10 protein-coding genes are annotated in these 18,656 nt (G+C 64.5%); all 10 read left to right on the plus strand.

The annotated features are described in order from the left end of the window. The first annotated feature begins 130 nt into the window (after positions 1-130). The 10 genes from CAG44_RS18375 to CAG44_RS18410 all read left to right on the plus strand — a co-directional run bounded on the left by CAG44_RS18375 (position 131) and on the right by CAG44_RS18410 (position 18,647). The gene (locus CAG44_RS18375) at positions 131-1,057 is read left to right on the plus strand and encodes a cytochrome-c peroxidase (RefSeq protein WP_085591165.1); all 927 of its coding nucleotides are present in this window, start codon (positions 131-133) and stop codon (positions 1,055-1,057) included. After that, on the plus strand, positions 1,054-2,865 hold the full coding sequence (locus CAG44_RS18380; RefSeq protein WP_085692702.1) for a DAHL domain-containing protein: 1,812 nt from the start codon (positions 1,054-1,056) through the stop codon (positions 2,863-2,865). Before CAG44_RS18375 ends, CAG44_RS18380 begins: the two co-directional genes overlap by 4 nt. A gap of 18 nt (positions 2,866-2,883) precedes the next feature. Continuing rightward, positions 2,884-3,033 carry a hypothetical protein gene (locus tag CAG44_RS28845; RefSeq protein WP_158091101.1) on the plus strand — a complete coding sequence of 50 codons (150 nt, stop codon included), beginning with the start codon at positions 2,884-2,886 and terminating at the stop codon, positions 3,031-3,033. A 244-nt stretch (positions 3,034-3,277) separates the two neighbouring features. Then, positions 3,278-3,433 carry a hypothetical protein gene (locus CAG44_RS28850; protein ID WP_155951619.1) on the plus strand — a complete coding sequence of 52 codons (156 nt, stop codon included), beginning with the start codon at positions 3,278-3,280 and terminating at the stop codon, positions 3,431-3,433. A 310-nt stretch (positions 3,434-3,743) separates the two neighbouring features. Then, the gene (locus CAG44_RS18385) at positions 3,744-4,076 is read left to right on the plus strand and encodes a hypothetical protein (protein WP_085591161.1); all 333 of its coding nucleotides are present in this window, start codon (positions 3,744-3,746) and stop codon (positions 4,074-4,076) included. Positions 4,077-4,206: 130 nt separating this feature from the next. After that, complete coding sequence (locus tag CAG44_RS18390; protein WP_085591159.1) at positions 4,207-4,518, plus strand: hypothetical protein; 312 nt, start codon at positions 4,207-4,209, stop codon at positions 4,516-4,518. Between the two features lie 409 nt (positions 4,519-4,927). Beyond that, on the plus strand, positions 4,928-14,047 hold the full coding sequence (locus CAG44_RS18395) for an Ig-like domain-containing protein (protein ID WP_085692703.1): 9,120 nt from the start codon (positions 4,928-4,930) through the stop codon (positions 14,045-14,047). Then, a complete protein-coding gene (locus CAG44_RS18400) occupies positions 14,047-15,318 on the plus strand; it encodes a TolC family protein (RefSeq protein ID WP_085591155.1) in 1,272 nt (423 codons plus the stop codon). The genes CAG44_RS18395 and CAG44_RS18400 overlap by 1 nt, the downstream gene beginning before the upstream one ends. Beyond that, positions 15,308-17,470, plus strand: a complete 2,163-nt coding sequence (locus CAG44_RS18405; RefSeq protein ID WP_085692704.1) for a type I secretion system permease/ATPase — start codon at positions 15,308-15,310, stop codon at positions 17,468-17,470. Before CAG44_RS18400 ends, CAG44_RS18405 begins: the two co-directional genes overlap by 11 nt. Further along, a complete protein-coding gene (locus tag CAG44_RS18410) occupies positions 17,460-18,647 on the plus strand; it encodes an HlyD family efflux transporter periplasmic adaptor subunit (protein ID WP_085692705.1) in 1,188 nt (395 codons plus the stop codon). Before CAG44_RS18405 ends, CAG44_RS18410 begins: the two co-directional genes overlap by 11 nt. Positions 18,648-18,656: the final 9 nt, after the last annotated feature.

Below are 18,656 nucleotides of genomic sequence, written 5' to 3' on the forward strand. Positions count from 1 at the left end.
ACAGCCTAGATGATATTTGCCCCCGCCGTTAGCTTTTGTCTGTTGGCCTCACTATGCTCGGAGGCAGGTGCATCTCGCCAGGGAGGGTTGTGCTGTGCCGACTTGTCTGCAGGTTCGCATCGTTGCCTCGATGCTTGTCGTTTTGCCGGCATGGGGGCTGGCCCAGAGCATTGGTGGGCCGCTCACGCCATTGCCGGCGGTGCCTGAGCTTGACCCTGCCCGGGTGGAGCTGGGGCGCAAACTGTTCAATGACTCGCGTTTGTCCCTCGATAACAGCCAGTCCTGTGCTGATTGCCATCGCCTGGATCGCGGTGGCGCGGACGGGCAGGCGCGCTCGCCTGATGCAGATGGCAAACCCTTGCCAGTTCACACACCCAGCGTCTTCAACGCCAGCCTGAACTTCCTGCAGTTCTGGGATGGGCGCGCGCAATCGTTTGACGGCCTGGTGCACCTGGCAACCGGTAATACGGATGGCAAAGAAGATGGCTGGGCTACCGTGGTTCAACGAATTGCTGACGATCCGGCCTACCAGACGGGGTTCGCCGAAGCCTATGGCAAACCAGTGACCGCCATCGATGTCAAAGATGCCCTGGTTACGTACCAGCGCACCCTGCTGACACCCGATTCACGCTTCGATCGCTATCTGAAAGGAGATACCAGCAGCCTCAGCCTGGAAGAGAAGCATGGCTATCAGCGCTTCCAGGAGTACGGTTGTATAGCCTGCCACCAGGGCGTGAATATCGGCGGCAACATGCTGCAGAAGTTCGGTGTTTTCGATGATTATTTCACCAACCGTGGCAATGTTACCGGGGCAGACCGGGGACGCTACAACGTGACAGGTGACCCGGATGACCTCCACCTGTTCAAAGTTCCAAGCCTGCGAAACGTGGAGGTGACCGCCCCTTATTTTCATGACGGTTCGGCGCCCACCTTGGAAGCAGCCGTCGATGCCATGTTTCATTATCAGTTGGGACGTACGCCGAGCGACGATGATAAAGCGCTGATCATCAAGTTTCTCCAGACCCTCACCGGCCAATGGGAGGGTAAACCGCTATGAGGTTGAACGCTCGGCGCAGTCTGCTGCTGTTGGCTGCGTGCGCCATGTCGCTGGCTTCCGTGCTGGTCTACCTGTACTGGATGTCCAGGTCCGATGAGAGTGCCAACTACGCCCAGGCGCGCGATCTGATTCGCCAGATCAAGCAGTACGATGCGCAGTGGGAGGGTGCGGTGCTCAAGGCGCGCACCACCACCAATTACAACTACGACCCGCTGGTGCTGCCGTTGATTGAAATGAAGCGCCTATGGCGGGAATTCGACACGCTGGAAGGGCGTCATCAAAAAGCAGAAATGCTCGCTTGGCAAAAGGCTTTTCGCGATTACCAACAGTCCTTTGACGACAAGGTCCTGCTGGTCTCTCGCTTCAAGACGCACAATGCGATCCTGCGAAATTCCCTGGCTTTTCTCCCGGCTGCAGCCGATGTAATACAGGTGCACCTTCGTCAATTGGTCGATGCCGATACACTGCGCCTGCGCAGAATCACCAGCGATACCTATGACTTGATGCTGAGCAGCCTTGAGTTTGCCCAGACCACAACCGATGAAAAAGCTGCCGACATCCTTGTCGGACTGAACAATCTTTCGGTCAACAAGGAGCGCTTGCCCGTCGATTTTCAGGTGCCCATCGATACCATCAGCAAACACATAGAGTTGATTCTTCGTGAGCAACCCAAGGTCGACCAACTGCTCGAAGCGATCGAGGCGGTTCCGATTGCCGAGAGTCTGGACGCCATTGCGCTGATGTTGGACCGCGACGAGCAAGCAGCAGCGCTGACGGCTCAGCGATACCATTTCTATCTGTTGGTGTTTTCCACGCTGCTGGTATTGCTATTGCTGTACATGGGGATGTGGTTGATGCGTAGCTACGCCGAAATAAACCGTGTAAACCGAGCGCTGGTGAGTGCCAACGACGAATTGGAACAGCGGGTCGAACGGCGTACCCAGGCACTTACCCAAGCCAGCGCAGCACTGCAGCGCGAGGTGGATGAACGCCGGTTGCTCGAGAACCAGTTGGTCCAGTCCGAAAAGCTCGCCTCGCTCGGTCAGCTGGCAGCCGGCGTAGCCCATGAAGTCAACAACCCGATTGGGTTTGTCTCTTCCAACCTCGGTGCACTGGATGATTATTTCGGCCGTTTGCAGGACATGCTGAAGGCATATGCCGACGCGGAAAATACTCTGGTTCCGAACGCGCTCGGCGCGGAGCTGGCGAAGTTGCGTACGGAAATCGAGCTGGATTACTTGCTGGAGGATATTCCGGTGCTGATCCGCGAATCCAAGGACGGTATCAGTCGCGTTGCGCGGATCGTCAAGGACCTCAAGGACTTTTCGCGAGTAGAGAGCAGCCATGACTGGCAAGTGGCAGACCTGCTTCAAGGCATAGAGTCAACGCTGAACATTGTTGCCAGCGAACTCAGGCACAAGGCGGACCTTGTCAAGGATTACAGCCCATTGCCGCCGGTCGAGTGCCTGCCCTTGCAGATCAATCAGGTAATCATGAATCTGCTGGTCAATGCCACCCAGGCGATGGGTGCCGAGCGTGGCAGAATTACCCTGCGAACCGGTGCCAGTGACAAGTGGGTGTGGATTGAAGTCGCAGACAATGGTTGTGGCATCCCTGCCGAAAGCCTGCAAAAGATCTTCGATCCCTTCTACACGACGAAGCCCATCGGCCAGGGCACCGGGCTGGGATTGTCACTTTCGTACGGAATCATCAAGCGTCATGGTGGCGAGATCCGCGTAGACAGCGAGGTGGGAGTCGGTACGACATTCAGGGTCGAACTGCCCATCCATCAGGCCCGGTCAGCCTGAGAGCAGCAGGGAAGTGGAATGCAAATTGCTGTGACCCTCTGGGGCATCGATCATGCGGAGTACGCAGAAATGACTCAGAATGACCGCTACTACATGATCTTCGTTGTGGTTGCTGTACTGGTCCTGGATCTGGCGGCGACATTTGTGTTTCTCAAGGCAATCGCCTGACCCCCGTTTGTGGGCCTGGTAGTACCCGAAATCGGGGTCATCTGCAGAGTGACTACCCGGTTTGGGACAAGTTTTGTCCGCCCCCTGTCTGGTTCATGGCCACACGGCGCTGCACGCCCTTGAGTCGACCGCCAGCTGAAATCTCGCCCGCAAGATGACCAGCGGCGTACCTCTGCCTGAACATCCCTCCTTTGTGCGGTCCAACGTAAGCAAGGCCTGGTTTCACCTGGCCGGAGGTACGCACATGAAACGCAAGACTGCATGGGTCGTAGTGTTGTCAGGGTTGCTGCTGCTCGGTGGTTGCTGGCCATATTGGCACCACGGTGGGCATCACGGCGGCGGCCATCACCGGCATTTCAACGACGGTTACCATGGTGGCCAGGACTACCGCCGCTATTGATGCAGGCAGCATCCCTTCCGCTTGCGGCCAGGCCTGTGCGAATACACTGCAAGAGAACGCAAACTCGCCCAGGCCGGCCTGTCTGGAACTTGCCCGCTTATCCATGAACGAAGGTTAACTTCGCGGGGAACGCCCGCCCTGAAACCGATATAGCAAACAAGCATATTGCCCGGCTGACGTTGAGCAGTAACATGGGCAAACAAAAACAAAAAAGGTGCATGCGGCTTGGCAACACTTTCCCAAGTTACTCGATGGGGCGGCAGGAGCGTGTCGCGTGAAGAGCTCAAGATCGGTAGCAGGTGCAATAGTGATGTCCACCTTCGCCACACTGTTCATGGCAGGCTGCGCACATGACCCCGATGTGCGTGAGGGCCATGGGTATGCGGCCGGGGCCACGGAAAGAAGTACGCCGGCGTATCTGGGATGCGTCAAAAGCGAACTTCAAGGGAATGTGAAAACCTATCAGGTCGATGGCGATAATTCGGTCAGACTGTTCGTCGATAGTACCGACCCCGACAAGGCGGGTGGCATGGTCGAGGTGCGGGGCACGGGTAATCAGCGCCAGTTCGCGGCCTATCAACGCGATGCCTGGTATGACCATGGCAGGCTGCTGGACGCCGCGCTGATGTGTTCTAAAGCATGATCAACTGACCCTCGCGAACAAAATGCCCGCCCTCGAGAGCGGGCTTTTTGCATTTGCTGACTCCAGCGGCAATAATCCGCTCATTTGAACGGAGAGCACCAGGTTGGAAGCAAGAAGCATTGTCGCGGAAATGTTCATTGGAATGCCGACGCATTTCTGGGTGTTGCCGGTTGCCGGCCTAGTCGCCTGGTTCGGCCTGAAATGGGCCGAGCAGTCCGATAACCGCGCCACCATGCTGCGGACCGTGACCTACCTGCTGCTCATCGCGTTGGCGGTGTTGCCCAACGGCTTTTATGCGCTGTTTCCCCCGTCGCCCGACATGCCCGAGCTGTTGTTGAATCGTGAACCGCTACCGAACTACGAAGGCCGCTTCTATCTGGATGCGTTCTACGTGTTCAGTGGGTGGGCACTGAGCAAAGTGGCAAAGCTCAAGTTCAACTAAGGAAACGCTGAACGAGCCGCTCGAAGACCAGCACCGAGCGGCCTACTGTCTCATGTTGCTCGATAATCTGCCTTGCTGTCGGGCTTACCCAGGCTCAAGTTGAAAAGGTTCGTCAGGAGCTGGAAGCAAACACGATTTGTTTGCATTTATCAAGGTGTGGGGGCGGCTACTTTTCAACTAATACCTTCCTGTTAACACCAACTTTCAGTTACGCCATCCTGCGGTGAGGAAGGGCTAACTCAAAAGTAATAGATCAGGTAGATTTTTGCGAACCTTGATGATGATCCTCCCCGCAAGACACCTTCCTTAAATATTTTAAGGCCCGTCTGGCGTTTTATCGGGGTCGTGCTATTTGTGGATATACGCGTGCGATCGCTCGGTCGTGCTGTAGACAAAAGGACTGTCACGTATGTCGATTCAGGCCAAGGTATCTCCCCTCGCTCAAAGTGTTACTTCTGCCGCCCCCATCGCAATCCCCGATAACGGAATCCTGACGCTTACTCAGAGCAGTAACATTGTTCTGGATATTGCTCCCGAAAGCGTGACGAGCTACACAAAAAGCGGGGCGGACCTGATCGTACAACTGAAGTCTGGCGAGAGCCTGCGCATTGCCAACTTCTATGTCGAGGGGCAGCCGGTAAGCCAGTTGTACCTGGTAGACCGGGACAAGCTGCTTGCCGTCGACCTGCCACCGGTCGCTGCCGATGGGCCGCTGGTGGCAGGTTATGTGCCCCAGGAAACTGCGGCCGGGTTCGAGTCGCTCACTGGCGCCGACGGCACCATTGCCGGGCTCAGCCCCGGCGCTGCATTGCTGGCTGGGGCTGCGATCATTGGCGGCGGCGTCGCGATCGCCAACAGCAACGATGGCGGTGGTGGTGGCGGCGGCGGTGACAGTGTGCCGCCTGACACCACGGCTCCGGCGCCCGCCAGCGGACTGCAGATTGCCCCGGATGGCAGCAGCATCAGCGGCACGGCCGAGCCGGGCGCCACCGTGGGCATCGACAGCAACGGCGACGGGCAAACCGACGTCAGCGTGGTGGTCGGCTCTGACGGCAAATTCCAGATTCCACTGAATCCGCCACTGACCAACGGTGAAACGGTTACCGTGGTGGTGACCGATCCGGCCGGCAATAGCAGCCCGCCCGCGACCGTGCAGGCCCCTGACTTCCCCGACGCGCCGCAAATCAACCCGAGCAACGGCTCCAGCCTCAGCGGTACCGCCGAGCCGGGCAGCACCGTGGTGCTCACCGACGGCAACGGCAACCCCATCGGCCAGACTACTGCCGACGGCAACGGTAACTGGTCGTACACACCCGATAGCCCACTGCCCGATGGCACGGTGGTCAAAGCAGTGGTAGTGGATGCCGCCGGTAACAGCGGCCCGCCCGCCAGCATCATCATCGACGGCGTGGCGCCAGCGGCACCCGTAATCAACCCGAGCAATGGTACCGAGCTCAGTGGTACCGCCGAGCCGAACAGCACCGTGACCCTCACCGATGGCAGCGGTAACCCGATCGGCCAGGTGACGGCCGATGGCAACGGCAACTGGAGCTATACCCCCGCGACCCCGCTGCCCGATGGTACCGTGGTCAACGCGGTGGCCCAGGACGCGGCTGGCAATACCAGCGGGCAGGGCAGCACCACCGTGGATAGCGTGGCGCCGGGCGCTCCCACCATCAACCTGAGCGACGGCAGCAGCCTCAGCGGTACCGCCGAGCCGAACAGCACGGTAACCCTCACCGATGGCAGCGGTAATCCGATCGGCCAGGTGACGGCCGATGGCAGTGGCAACTGGAGCTACACCCCCGCGACACCGTTGCCCGACGGTACCGTGATCAACGTGGTGGCCCAGGATGCAGCTGGCAACACCAGCGCTCCGACGAGCACGACAGTGGATGCGCAGGCCCCGGCTGCACCAGTGGTCAACCCCAGCAATGGCACCACGATCAGTGGCACCGCTGAACCGGGCAGCACCGTTACCCTGACCGATGCCGGCGGCAACCCGATCGGCCAGGTCACCGCCGATGGCAGTGGCAACTGGAGTTTCACTCCGGGCAGCCCGTTACCCAACGGCACCGTGGTGAACGCCACCGCGACCGACCCGACCGGCAACACCAGCGCTCCATCAAGCACCACAGTGGACTCGGTGGCCCCGGCCGCGCCGGTGGTCCAGCCGAGCAACGGCAGCGAAATCAGCGGCACCGCCGAACCGGGCAGCACCATCACCCTGACCGATGGCAGCGGCAACCCGATCGGCCAGACCACCGCCGACGGCAGCGGCAACTGGTCGTTCACCCCAGGCACACCGTTGCCGGATGGCTCCGTGGTCAATGCCACGGCGACCGACCCGGCCGGCAATACCAGCGGGCAGGGCAGCACCACCGTGGATGGCGTGGCCCCGGGCGTACCTACCATCAATCTCAGCAACGGCAGCATTCTTAGCGGCAGCGCCGAGCCAAACAGCACCGTGACCCTCACCGACGGCAGTGGTAATCCGATTGGCGAAGCCACCGCTGACGGCAGCGGTAACTGGACGTTCACCCCAGCCACGCCGTTGCCCGATGGCACCGTGGTCAATGCCACGGCGAGCGACCCGGCTGGCAACACCAGCCCGGCAGCGACGGTCACCGTCGATTCCAGCGCGCCGGCTGCACCGGTAATCAATCCGAGTAACGGCGCGACCATCGGCGGTACCGCTGAAGCAGGTGCCACCGTCACCCTGACCGATGGCAGCGGCAACCCGATCGGCCAGGTCACCGCCGACGGCAGTGGCAACTGGAGTTTTACACCGGGCAGCCCGTTACCCAACGGCACCGTGGTGAACGCCACCGCGACCGACCCGACTGGCAATACCAGCGCTCCATCGAGTACGACAGTGGACTCAGTGGCCCCGGCCGCGCCGGTGGTCCAGCCGAGCAACGGTAGCGAAATCAGCGGTACCGCCGAGCCGGGCAGCACCATCACCCTGACCGACGGCAGCGGCAACCCGATCGGCCAGACCACTGCCGACGGCAGCGGCAACTGGTCGTTCACCCCTGGCACACCGTTGCCGGATGGCTCCGTGGTCAATGCCACGGCGACCGACCCGGCCGGCAATACCAGCGGGCAGGGCAGCACCACCGTGGATGGCGTGGCCCCGGGCGTGCCCACCATCGACCTCAGCAACGGCAGCAGCCTCAGCGGCACCGCCGAGCCGAACAGCACCGTGACCCTCACCGACGGCAGTGGTAATCCGATTGGCGAAGCCACCGCTGACGGCAGCGGTAACTGGACGTTCACCCCAGCCACGCCGCTGCCCAATGGCACCGTGGTCAATGCCACGGCGAGCGACCCGGCGGGCAACACCAGCCCGGCAGCGACGGTCACCGTCGATTCCAGCGCGCCGGCTGCACCGGTAATCAATCCGAGTAACGGCGCGACCATCGGCGGTACTGCTGAAGCGGGTGCCACCGTCACCCTGACCGATGGCAGCGGCAACCCGATCGGCCAGGTCACCGCTGACGGCAGTGGCAACTGGAGTTTCACACCGGGCAGCCCGTTACCCAACGGCACCGTGGTAAACGCCACCGCTACCGACCCGACTGGCAATACCAGCGCTCCATCGAGTACGACAGTGGACTCGGTGGCCCCGGCCGCGCCGGTGGTCGAGCCGAGCAACGGCAGCGAAATCAGCGGTACCGCCGAGCCGGGTAGCACCGTCACCCTGACCGATGGCAGCGGCAACCCCATCGGCCAAACCACCGCCGACGGCAACGGCGACTGGTCGTTCACGCCAGGCACACCGTTGCCGGATGGCTCCGTGGTCAATGCCACGGCGACCGATCCGGCCGGCAATACCAGCGGGCAGGGCAGCACCACGGTGGACGGTGTGGCCCCGGGTGTGCCCACCATCGACCTCAGCAACGGCAGCAGCCTCAGCGGCACCGCCGAGCCAAACAGCACCGTAACCCTCACCGACGGCAATGGTAATCCGATTGGCGAAGTCACCGCCGACGGCAGCGGCAGCTGGACGTTCACCCCAGCCACGCCGCTGCCCAATGGCACCGTGGTCAATGCCACGGCGAGCGACCCGGCCGGCAACACCAGCCCGGCAGCGACGGTCACCGTCGACTCCAGTGCGCCGGCTGCACCGGTAATCAATCCAACTAACGGCGTGACCATCAGCGGTACCGCCGAAGCGGGCGCCACCGTCACCCTGACCGACCTCGGCGGCAACCCGATCGCCCAGGTCACCGCCGACGGCAGCGGCAACTGGAGCTTTACCCCCGGCACACCGCTGGCCAACGGTACCGTAATCATCGCCACGGCAACCGACCCGACCGGCAACACCGGTCCGCAGGCCGCCACCACGGTGGACTCGGTAGCCCCGGCCGCACCAGTGGTCGAACTGAGCAACGGCAGCGAAATCAGCGGCACCGCCGAGCCAGGCAGTACCATCACCCTGACCGATGGCAGCGGCAACCCGATCGGCCAGACCACTGCCGACGGCAGCGGCGACTGGAGCTTCACCCCCGGTACGCCGCTGGCCGACGGAACCGTGATCAACGCCACGGCGACCGACCCGGCCGGCAATACCAGCGCGCCGGCCAGCACAACCGTGGACGGCGTGGCCCCGGGTGTACCTACCATCAATCTCAGCAACGGCAGCAGTCTTAGCGGCACCGCCGAGCCGAACAGCACCGTGACTCTCACCGACGGCAGCGGTAACCCCATTGGCGAAGTCACCGCTGACGGCAGCGGCAACTGGACGTTCACCCCAGCCACGCCGCTGCCCAATGGCACCGTGGTCAATGTCACGGCGAGCGACCCGGCGGGCAACACCAGCCCGGCAGCGACGGTCACCGTCGATTCCAGCGCGCCGGCTGCACCGGTAATCAATCCCACCAACGGCGCGACCATCAACGGTACCGCTGAAGCGGGCGCCACCGTCACCCTGACCGACCTCGGCGGCAACCCGATCGCCCAGATCACCGCCGACGGCAGCGGCAACTGGAGCTTCACCCCCGGCTTGCCGCTGGCCAACGGTACCGTAATCATCGCCACGGCAACCGACCCGACCGGCAACACCGGTCCGCAGGCCGCCACCACAGTGGACTCGGTAGCCCCGGCCGCACCAGTCGTCGAGCCAAGCAACGGCAGCGAAATCAGCGGCACCGCCGAGCCGGGCAGCACCGTCATCCTGACCGATGGCAGCGGCAACCCCATCGGCCAAACCACCGCCGACGGCAACGGCGACTGGAGCTTCACCCCGACCACGCCGCTGGCCAATGGCACGGTGGTCAACGCCGTCGCCCAGGACCCAGCCGGCAACACTGGCCCGCAGGGCAGCACCACGGTGGATTCGATCGCGCCCGCCGCGCCAGTGGTCAATCCGAGCAACGGCGCCGTGATCAACGGTACTGCCGAGCCGAACAGCACCGTGACTCTCACCGATGGCAATGGTAATCCGATTGGCGAAGTCACTGCCGACGGCAGCGGCAACTGGACGTTCACCCCGGGCACGCAACTGCCCAATGGTACCGTGGTCAACGCCACGGCGACCGATGCCGCCGGCAATACGGGTGCTCCAGGTAGCACCACCGTGGACTCGTCGCTGCCGTCGATTCCGCAGGTCGACCCGAGTAACGGCTCGGTGATCAGCGGTACTGCCGATGCCGGTAACACCATTATCCTCACCGATGGCAACGGCAACCCGATCGGCCAGGTCACCGCCGACGGCGCCGGTAACTGGTCGTTCACACCCGGCATTCCGTTGCCGGATGGCACCGTGGTCAACGCGGTGGCGCGCAACCCCGGTGGGACCGATAGTGCGCCGGCGGTCATTACCGTGGACGGCGTGGCGCCGGCCGCGCCGGTGGTCGAGCCGAGCAATGGCACGGAAATCAGCGGTACCGCCGAAGCCGGCGCCACTGTCATCCTCACCGACGGCGGCGGCAACCCGATAGGTCAGACTACCGCCGACGGCAGCGGCAACTGGTCGTTCACGCCCGGCACGCCGCTGGCCAACGGCACGGTCATCAACGCCGTGGCCCAGGACCCGGCCGGCAACACCAGCGGGCCGGCCAGCGTCACCGTTGACGCCATCGCCCCGGCCGCACCGATTATCAGCCCGAGCAACGGGGTGGTGATCAGTGGTACCGCCGAAGCCGGGACCAAGGTGATCCTCACCGACGGCAGCGGCAACCCGATCGGCCAGACGACCGCCGATGGCAGTGGCAACTGGGCGTTCACGCCTTCGCCTGCGCTGGGCAACGGCACGGTGATCAACGCCGTGGCTCAGGACCCGTCCGGCAACACCAGCGGGCCGACCAGCGCCACCGTTGACGCCGTCGCGCCGGCCGCACCGGTCATCAACCCGAGCAACGGGGTGGTGATCAGTGGTACCGCTGAGGCCGGGGCCAAGGTGATCCTCACTGACGGCAGCGGCAACCCGATCGGCCAGACCACTGCCGACGGCAGCGGCAACTGGTCGTTCACGCCCGGTACGCCGCTGGTCAACGGCACGGTCATCAATGCCGTGGCCCAGGACGCCGCTGGCAACACCAGCACCCCACAAGTCAGCACCACGGTGGATGCGGTAGCTCCTGGCCAGCCGACGATCGAGCCGAGCAACGGTACCGAGATCAGTGGTACCGCTGAAGCCGGCGCCAGGGTGATCCTCACCGACGGCAGCGGCAACCCGATAGGTCAGACTACCGCCGACGGCAGCGGCAACTGGTCGTTCACGCCCGGCACGCCGCTGGCCAACGGCACGGTGATCAACGCCGTGGCCCAGGACCCGGCCGGCAATACCAGCGGGCCGGCCAGCGTCACCGTTGACGCCATCGCCCCGGCCGCACCGATTATCAGCCCGAGCAACGGGGTGGTGATCAGTGGTACAGCCGAAGCCGGGACCAAGGTGATCCTCATCGACGGCAGCGGCAACCCGATCGGCGAGACGACCGCCGACGGCAGTGGCAACTGGACCTTCACGCCTGCGCCTGCGCTGGCAAACGGCACGGTGATCAACGCCGTGGCCCAGGACCCGGCCGGCAATACCAGCCTGCCGGGCAGCACCACGGTGGATTCAGTCGCACCTGGCCAGCCGACGATCGACCCGAGCAACGGGACCGTGATCACGGGTAGCGCTGAAGCCGGGGCGAAGGTGATCCTCACCGACGGCAACGGCAACCCGATCGGCGAGACGACCGCTGACGGCACTGGCAACTGGGCCTTCACGCCTGGTGCGCCGCTGGCCAACGGCACGGTGATCAACGCCGTGGCCCAGGACGCCGCTGGCAACACCAGCACCCCACAGGTCAGCACCACGGTGGATGCGGTAGCCCCCGGCCAGCCGACGATCGAGCCGAGCAACGGCACCGAGATCAGTGGTACCGCCGAAGCCGGGGCCAAGGTGATCCTCACCGACGGCAACGGCAACCCGATCGGTGAGACGACCGCCGACGGCAGTGGCAACTGGTCGTTCACGCCCGGCACGCCGCTGGCCAACGGCACGGTGATCAACGCCGTGGCCCAGGACCCGGCCGGCAATACCAGCGGGCCGAGCAGCGTCACCGTTGACGCCATCGCACCGGGCGCGCCGACTATCGAGCCGAGCAATGGTGTGGTCCTCACGGGTACTGCTGAGCCCGGCGCCACCGTCATCCTCACCGATGGTGGCGGCAACCCGATCGGCGAGACTACCGCCGACGGCAGTGGCGACTGGAGTTTCACCCCAACCACGCCGCTGGCCAATGGCACGGTGGTCAACGCGGTGGCCGAGGACGCCGCCGGCAACAGCAGTGGCCCGGCCAGTACCACGGTCGACTCGGTGGCGCCGTCGGCACCGCTGTTGAGCATCAGTGCCGACGGTGCGCTGCTGACCGGTACCGCCGAGCCGAACAGCCAGGTACGCCTCGTGATAGACGGCGATACCGCCAACCCGATCACGGTGAATGTCGACGGCGCCGGTAACTTCAGCCTGCCGTTGGCGCCACCGCTGATCACCGGCGAGCTGATCAGCGGGGTTACCGCCGACGCTGCCGGCAACCTCAGCGGCCCGGCGACGATCAACGCGCCGGACCTGGCGCCGCCGACCATCAGTGTGCCGGAAGCCGCCGACACCTGGATCAACGCTGCGGAGATCAGCGACGGCATCCAGGTCGACGTGACGATCCGCCCGACCATGCAGGTCGGCCAGGTGATCACCGTCGCCTTCGCCGGGCAGAACGGCTACGAGACGCAGGCAACGCACACCATCACCGCCAGCGATATCCTGGCCGGCAGCGTCACCGTGACCATTCCCCCTGGCGGTGGCATGGGGCCGTTCCCGGAGGGCGCCTCTACCGTCATCGCTGACATCAATGGCGGTACTGCTTCGACCCCGGTGCCGTTCACCGTCGACACCATCCCGCCTGCGACCCCGGTGCTGTCGCTGGTGGGCAGCATCCTGACCATCTCCACCGATCCGGGAACCGAACTTACGGTTGAAGTGGACATCGGCGGCGTCACCGCCACCGCCACGGTGACCGCCGACAACAGCGGGCTGGCTTCGCTGAACCTGCTCACCGACCTGGACATCGACCTTACCCTGGACCAGTTGCTCAACGCCCAGGTCTCGGTGACCGGCGAGGACCCGGCCGGCAACACGAGCAATGTGGCGACCATCGGCGTTGGCGGCAGCATCGAGCAGCCAGTGACCATCGGCAACTTCGGCGTCGATGTCAGCCTCAACCCGCTGAACCCGCGGTTCGGTTTCAGCGGCACCACCGAGCCGGACTCCAGCGTGGTGATCCGTGTCATCACCCCTGCGCTGAACGTCGAACTGCTGCCGATCCAGGCGGACAGCTCCGGCAACTTCTCGCTGAACCTGCTGAGCCCGACCGTCCTCACCCAGTTGGGGCTGAACATCACCGATATCCTCAACCTCGGTTCGCAGATCTCGTTCAACATCGTCGCCACCGACACCAACGGCAACGACAGCTCGGCCTACGGCATCACCCTGGCCCCTAACGGGCTTTCGCTGAACATCGGCCAGATCGACGTCAACGGCACCTCGGGGGACGACGTCATGTCCGGGGCGAGCGGCAGTTCGGAGCACATCAATGGAGGTGATGGCAACGACCTGATCTTCAACGTGGGGACCGGCGATCAGGTAGTGGCCGGCGACGGCAACGACGCCATCCAGATCACTGCGACCAACTTCACCAGCATCGACGGCGGCGCGGGCTTCGACACCCTGATCCTGGCCGATGGCATCGACCTTGACTACAACGCGGTCGGCGTCGGCACGCTCTCCAACATCGAGCGTATCGACCTCGGCAAGGGCGACTCGGGGAGCGTGCTGACCCTGACCGCGGCGGAGGTCGACGCCATCACCGATGCCAACAACGTGCTGCAGATTACCGGCGAGAGCAACGACACCCTCAACGTGGTGGGTGCCGTGAACACCGGGACCACGCAGCAGCTCAACGGCATTACCTACGATGTCTACAACTTTGGCAGCAGTACCCTGCTGATCGAGGACAACACGGTACAGGTCGTGGTCTGATGCGCGGCCTGTCCGTGCTCAAGGGACGGCGCCGTGGCGCGGGAGCCCTCTGGCTCCTGTGCCTGGGGCTACCGTTGTCCGCCCCGGCCATCCCGCTCGACCAGGCGGTGCGGGCGGGATTGGCGATCCACCCGCAGGTGCGTTCGGCGATGGCCGAGGCGGACCGTGCGGGCACCGAGGTTGAGATCGCCAAGGGCGGCTATTACCCCTCTGTCACCATGTCCGGAGGGCCGCAGGAGTTCGACGTTGGCGAGGTCGTCTACGACGTCACCGTCTCGCAGATGCTGTATGACTGGGGAAGGGTGACGAGCAAGGTCGACAGCGCCAGTGCCACCCGGCGCAAGCTGTCCGAGGCGGTGCTGGTGGCGCGCGACGATGCGGCGCTGGATATCGTCGAGACCTATCTCGATGTGCTTGCTTCGGAGCGCCGGGTGGAGACGGTGCGCCAGCACATCCAGCGCCTGGACGGCATCCGCGAGATGACCCAGGCACGCGGCAGCGATGGTTACGCCGACCGCAGCGAACTGGACCGCGCCAACCTCGAACTGTCACGTGCCCAGGAACAGCTGTCGCTGGAGAAGGGCAACCTGCAGGACGCGCGCAACCAGTACGCGATCCTGGTTGGCCAGGACCCCTCCGAACTGGTGGAGCCCGAGCCGATGTCGCTGCAGCGCTACCTGGCTGCCAGCGACGTGGCGCGGGTGATCCGTGAGTCGCCGTTGCAGCGCAAGGCGTTGGAGGACGCCAATGTTGCTGAGGCGCAAGTCCGCGAGGCCAAGGCTTCGTTGCTGCCGCAGTTGAACCTGGAGGCCTCCGCGTTGCGCCGGGAGATCGGCGGTCGCCCGGAAAGCGACTCGGTGATGTCGCTGCGCTTTCGCATGGACACCTTCCAGGGGCTCTCCAACTTCCGCCGGCCGACTGCTGCGCAACAGCGTCTGGAGTCGGCGCAATGGACGGCCGATGCGATGCAGCGTGACATCCGCCGGCAGTTGCAGACGCTCTTCGATAATGGCGACACCCTGCGCTGGCGGGAACAGTCGCTGAGCCAGCAGGTGACGGAGTCGGAGCAGGTGGGCGAGCTGTACCGCGAGCAGTTCGAGGTCGGCCGGCGCGACGTGATCGACTTGCTCAACGTGCAGCGCGAACGCTTCGAGGCCGAGCGGCAATTGATCAATCTGCATATCGAGCGCAAGCGCATCGAGTACCGGGCGGCCGCGCAGGTCGGGCTGTTGGGGGCATTACTGGAGAATCGGTTGAATCATGGAAGTTGAACAATCCCCGGATAATGTCGTGACCCTGAACCACGACGACCCGCTGCGCCAGGGCCTGCTGCTGCTGTGCCGGCAACTGGGCCGGCCGCTGGGCGACGCCGAGCTGGTCGACGGCCTGGCGCTGGAGCACGGACGCCTGCCGCTGCGCCTGGTCGCCCGCGCCCTGCGCCGCGCCGACATCACTGCCAGGGTCGCGGAGCTGCCGTTGCGGCAGATGGACGCCTACCTGCTGCCGGCCCTGCTGTTGCTCGACGATGGCCGCAGCCTGTTGCTGGTTGGCATCGAGGGTGAGCAGTGCGAGGTGCTGGTGCCGAAGAGCGACGGCGGCCGTGAGTGCATGGCGCTGCCCGCTCTGGAGGCGCTTTACAGCGGCACGGCGGTGTTCGCCAAGTGCCGCTACCGCCCCGATGGGCGGGTGGGCGACTACGCCAGCGGCCTGCCGGAGCACTGGTTCTTCGGGCCGCTCAAGCGGCTCTGGCGCTCCTATGCGGAAGTCACGGCGGCGGCCCTGGTGGCCAACGTCCTGGCCGTCGCCTCGGCGCTGTTCGCCATGCAGGTTTACGACCGCGTGGTACCCAACGCGGCCTTCGATACCCTCTGGATACTCGCCAGCGGCGTGGCCCTGGCGATCATCGTCGACGGGGTACTGCGGATCCTTCGCGGGCACCTGCTGAACGTTCTCGGCAAGCGCCTGGACCTGCAGTTGTCGAGCCTGCTGTTCGCGCGTGTGCTGAGCACCCGGATCGCCGCCAAACCGGCGTCGATGGGCGCGTTCAGCACCCAGGTGCGTGAGTTCGAGTCGGTCCGCGAGTTCTTCACTTCGTCCAGCGCCGCGCTGATCAGCGACCTGCCGTTCGTGGTGATCTTCCTGTTGATCATTGCCGTGATCGGTGGCCATGTGGTCTGGGTGCCGCTGGTGGCCTGCGTGTTGATGCTGCTGCCGGGGCTGCTGACCCAGCGCCTGCTGGGGCACCTGTCGCGGCAGAACCTGCGTGAGGGGGCGATGAAGAACAGCGTGCTGCTGGAAGCCTTCGAACACCTGGAGACGGTCAAGGCCGCGCGTGCCGAAGGCCGCTGCCGCCAGCAGTGGGAGACGCTCACCGGGGAACTGGCCGGTACCGCAATGAAGACCCACGCCCTGGCCTCGACCCTCAGCTATTCGGCGAGCATCGTCCAGCAGCTGTGCTATGTCGGGGTGGTGGTGTTCGGCGTCTACCGGATAAGCGACGGCGCGATGACCGTCGGTGCCCTGGTGGCCTGTTCGATCCTGGCCTCGCGGGCCATCGCACCGCTGTCCCAGGCTGCCGCCATTCTTGGCCGCTGGCAGCACACCAAGGTAGCGCTGGAGGGCCTCGACCAGCTGATGTCCGCCGAGCAGGAGCGGCCCGCCGGCAAGCGCTTCGTGCACCGCGACCGGCTCCACGGGCATTACCGTCTGGAGGCGCTGCGCCTGGCCCATGGCGACAGCCCGCCGGTGGTCGACGTGCAGGCGCTGAACATCCAGGCCGGCGAGCGGGTAGCGCTGCTCGGCGGCAACGGCGCCGGCAAGTCGACCCTGCTGCGGCTGCTCAGCGGCCTGCTCGACGCGCAATCCGGCCGGCTGTTGCTGGACGACATCGCCCTGAGCCAGCTCGACCCGGCCGACCGCCAGCGCGGCATCGGCTACTTGCCGCAGGACGTGGCGCTGTTCCACGGCAGCCTGCGCGAAAACCTCAACCTGGCCAACGCCGCGCTGGGCGACGAGGAATTGCTGGAAGCCCTCGATGGCGTGGGGCTGGGCACTTTCGTACGCGCCCACCCGTTGGGGCTGGACATGCCGATCCAGGGCAACGCCAGTCTCTCCGGTGGCCAGCGCCAGGCGGTGGGGTTGGCCCGGGTGCTGCTGCAGGACCCGCCGATCCTGCTGCTCGACGAGCCGACCGCGGCCTTCGACCAGAACAGCGAGAAGCAGGTCATCGACTACCTGCAGAAATGGCTGGGCCGCCGTACCCTGATCATCACCACCCACAAGAAAAGCGTCTTGGCGCTGGTGGACCGTGCGGTGGTGCTGCGCAACGGCCAGGTGATCATGGACGGCCCGCTGAACCAGGTGGTGCTGGGCAACCAGGTGCAGGCGCCACAGGTCGCCGAAGGAGCCGGCCATGGCAGCTGAAAAGAGTTCTGAAGTGCTGCGTCGGCAACTGGCCGACCCCTTGCTGGCGACCACTCACCCGGTCTATCGCCCGCTGCTCTGGACCCTGCTCGGCAGCGTCTTGCTGTTCGTCGCTTGGGCCGCCTGGGCAGAGCTCGATGAAGTGACGCGCGGCGATGGGCGGGTGGTGCCTTTCAGCCGTATCCAGAAGATCCAGAGCCTGGAAGGGGGCATTCTCGACCGTCTGCTGGTGCAGGAGGGCGACCTGGTGGAGGTCGGCCAGCCGCTGCTGCGCCTGGACGAGACGCGCTTTCTCACCAATTTCCAGGAGTCGGCCAACCAGGCCGGCGTGCTGCGCGCGGCCATCGCCCGGCTGGACGCCGAAGTGCTGGGCAAGGCGGCCATCGAGTTTCCATCGGACATCGACCCGCAAGGGCCGCTGGCGCGTTCCGAGCGCGAGCTGTTCAAGTCGCGGCGGGACAAGCTGCTCGAAGGCAGCCAGGCAATCCAGAGGCAGATCAGCCTGGCCCAGAGCCAGCTCGACCTGGTCCGCCCGCTGGTGGCCAAGCGTGCGGTGAGCCAGATGGAGGCGCTGCGCCTGAGCCAGGACATCGCTACCCTCAACGGCAAGCTGACCGAGCTGAAGAGCAGCTACTTCCAGGATGCCTATACCGAACGCTCACAGCGCAAGGCCGACCTCAGTGCCCTGGAGCCGATTGTCCAGCAGCGCCAGGACCAGCTGCGCCGCACCGGGATCGTTTCGCCGGTGCGTGGGCGAGTCAACACCGTGCTGATCAACACCCGTGGCGGGGTGATCCAGCCCGGCGAGGCGATCATGGAAGTGATCCCGGTGGAGGACCGCCTGCTCGTCGAGGCCAGGATCAAGCCGCGCGACGTGGCCTTCCTGGTGCCGGGCATGCCGGCCAAGGTGAAGATCACCGCCTACGACTTCAGCATCTATGGCGACCTCAAGGGCACTCTGGAGCAGATCAGCGCCGACACCATCGAGGAGGACACGCCCCATGGCAAGGAGTCGTTCTACCAGGTGCTGATCCGCACTGACGGCAGCCAGCTCAAGCGCGGCGAGGAGGTGTTGCCGATCATCCCCGGCATGGTTGCCGAGGTGGATATCCTCAGCGGCAAGCGCAGCGTGCTCAATTACTTGCTGCGCCCGCTGATCAAGGCCCGTCTGTACTGAACTGGGGTG

The sequence above is a fragment of the Pseudomonas sp. B13(2017) genome, from assembly GCF_002113245.1.
GTDB lineage: Bacteria > Pseudomonadota > Gammaproteobacteria > Pseudomonadales > Pseudomonadaceae > Aquipseudomonas > Aquipseudomonas putida_Z.

Coding starts and splice junctions, on each gene's coding strand:
- CAG44_RS18405 (WP_085692704.1), top strand. CDS start 15,308: ATGGAAGTTGAACAATCCCCGGATAATGTCGTGACCCTGAACCACGAC.
- CAG44_RS18385 (WP_085591161.1), top strand. CDS start 3,744: ATGTCCACCTTCGCCACACTGTTCATGGCAGGCTGCGCACATGACCCC.
- CAG44_RS28850 (WP_155951619.1), top strand. CDS start 3,278: ATGAAACGCAAGACTGCATGGGTCGTAGTGTTGTCAGGGTTGCTGCTG.
- CAG44_RS18400 (WP_085591155.1), top strand. CDS start 14,047: ATGCGCGGCCTGTCCGTGCTCAAGGGACGGCGCCGTGGCGCGGGAGCC.
- CAG44_RS18390 (WP_085591159.1), top strand. CDS start 4,207: ATGTTCATTGGAATGCCGACGCATTTCTGGGTGTTGCCGGTTGCCGGC.
- CAG44_RS18395 (WP_085692703.1), top strand. CDS start 4,928: ATGTCGATTCAGGCCAAGGTATCTCCCCTCGCTCAAAGTGTTACTTCT.
- CAG44_RS28845 (WP_158091101.1), top strand. CDS start 2,884: ATGCAAATTGCTGTGACCCTCTGGGGCATCGATCATGCGGAGTACGCA.
- CAG44_RS18380 (WP_085692702.1), top strand. CDS start 1,054: ATGAGGTTGAACGCTCGGCGCAGTCTGCTGCTGTTGGCTGCGTGCGCC.
- CAG44_RS18375 (WP_085591165.1), top strand. CDS start 131: ATGCTTGTCGTTTTGCCGGCATGGGGGCTGGCCCAGAGCATTGGTGGG.
- CAG44_RS18410 (WP_085692705.1), top strand. CDS start 17,460: ATGGCAGCTGAAAAGAGTTCTGAAGTGCTGCGTCGGCAACTGGCCGAC.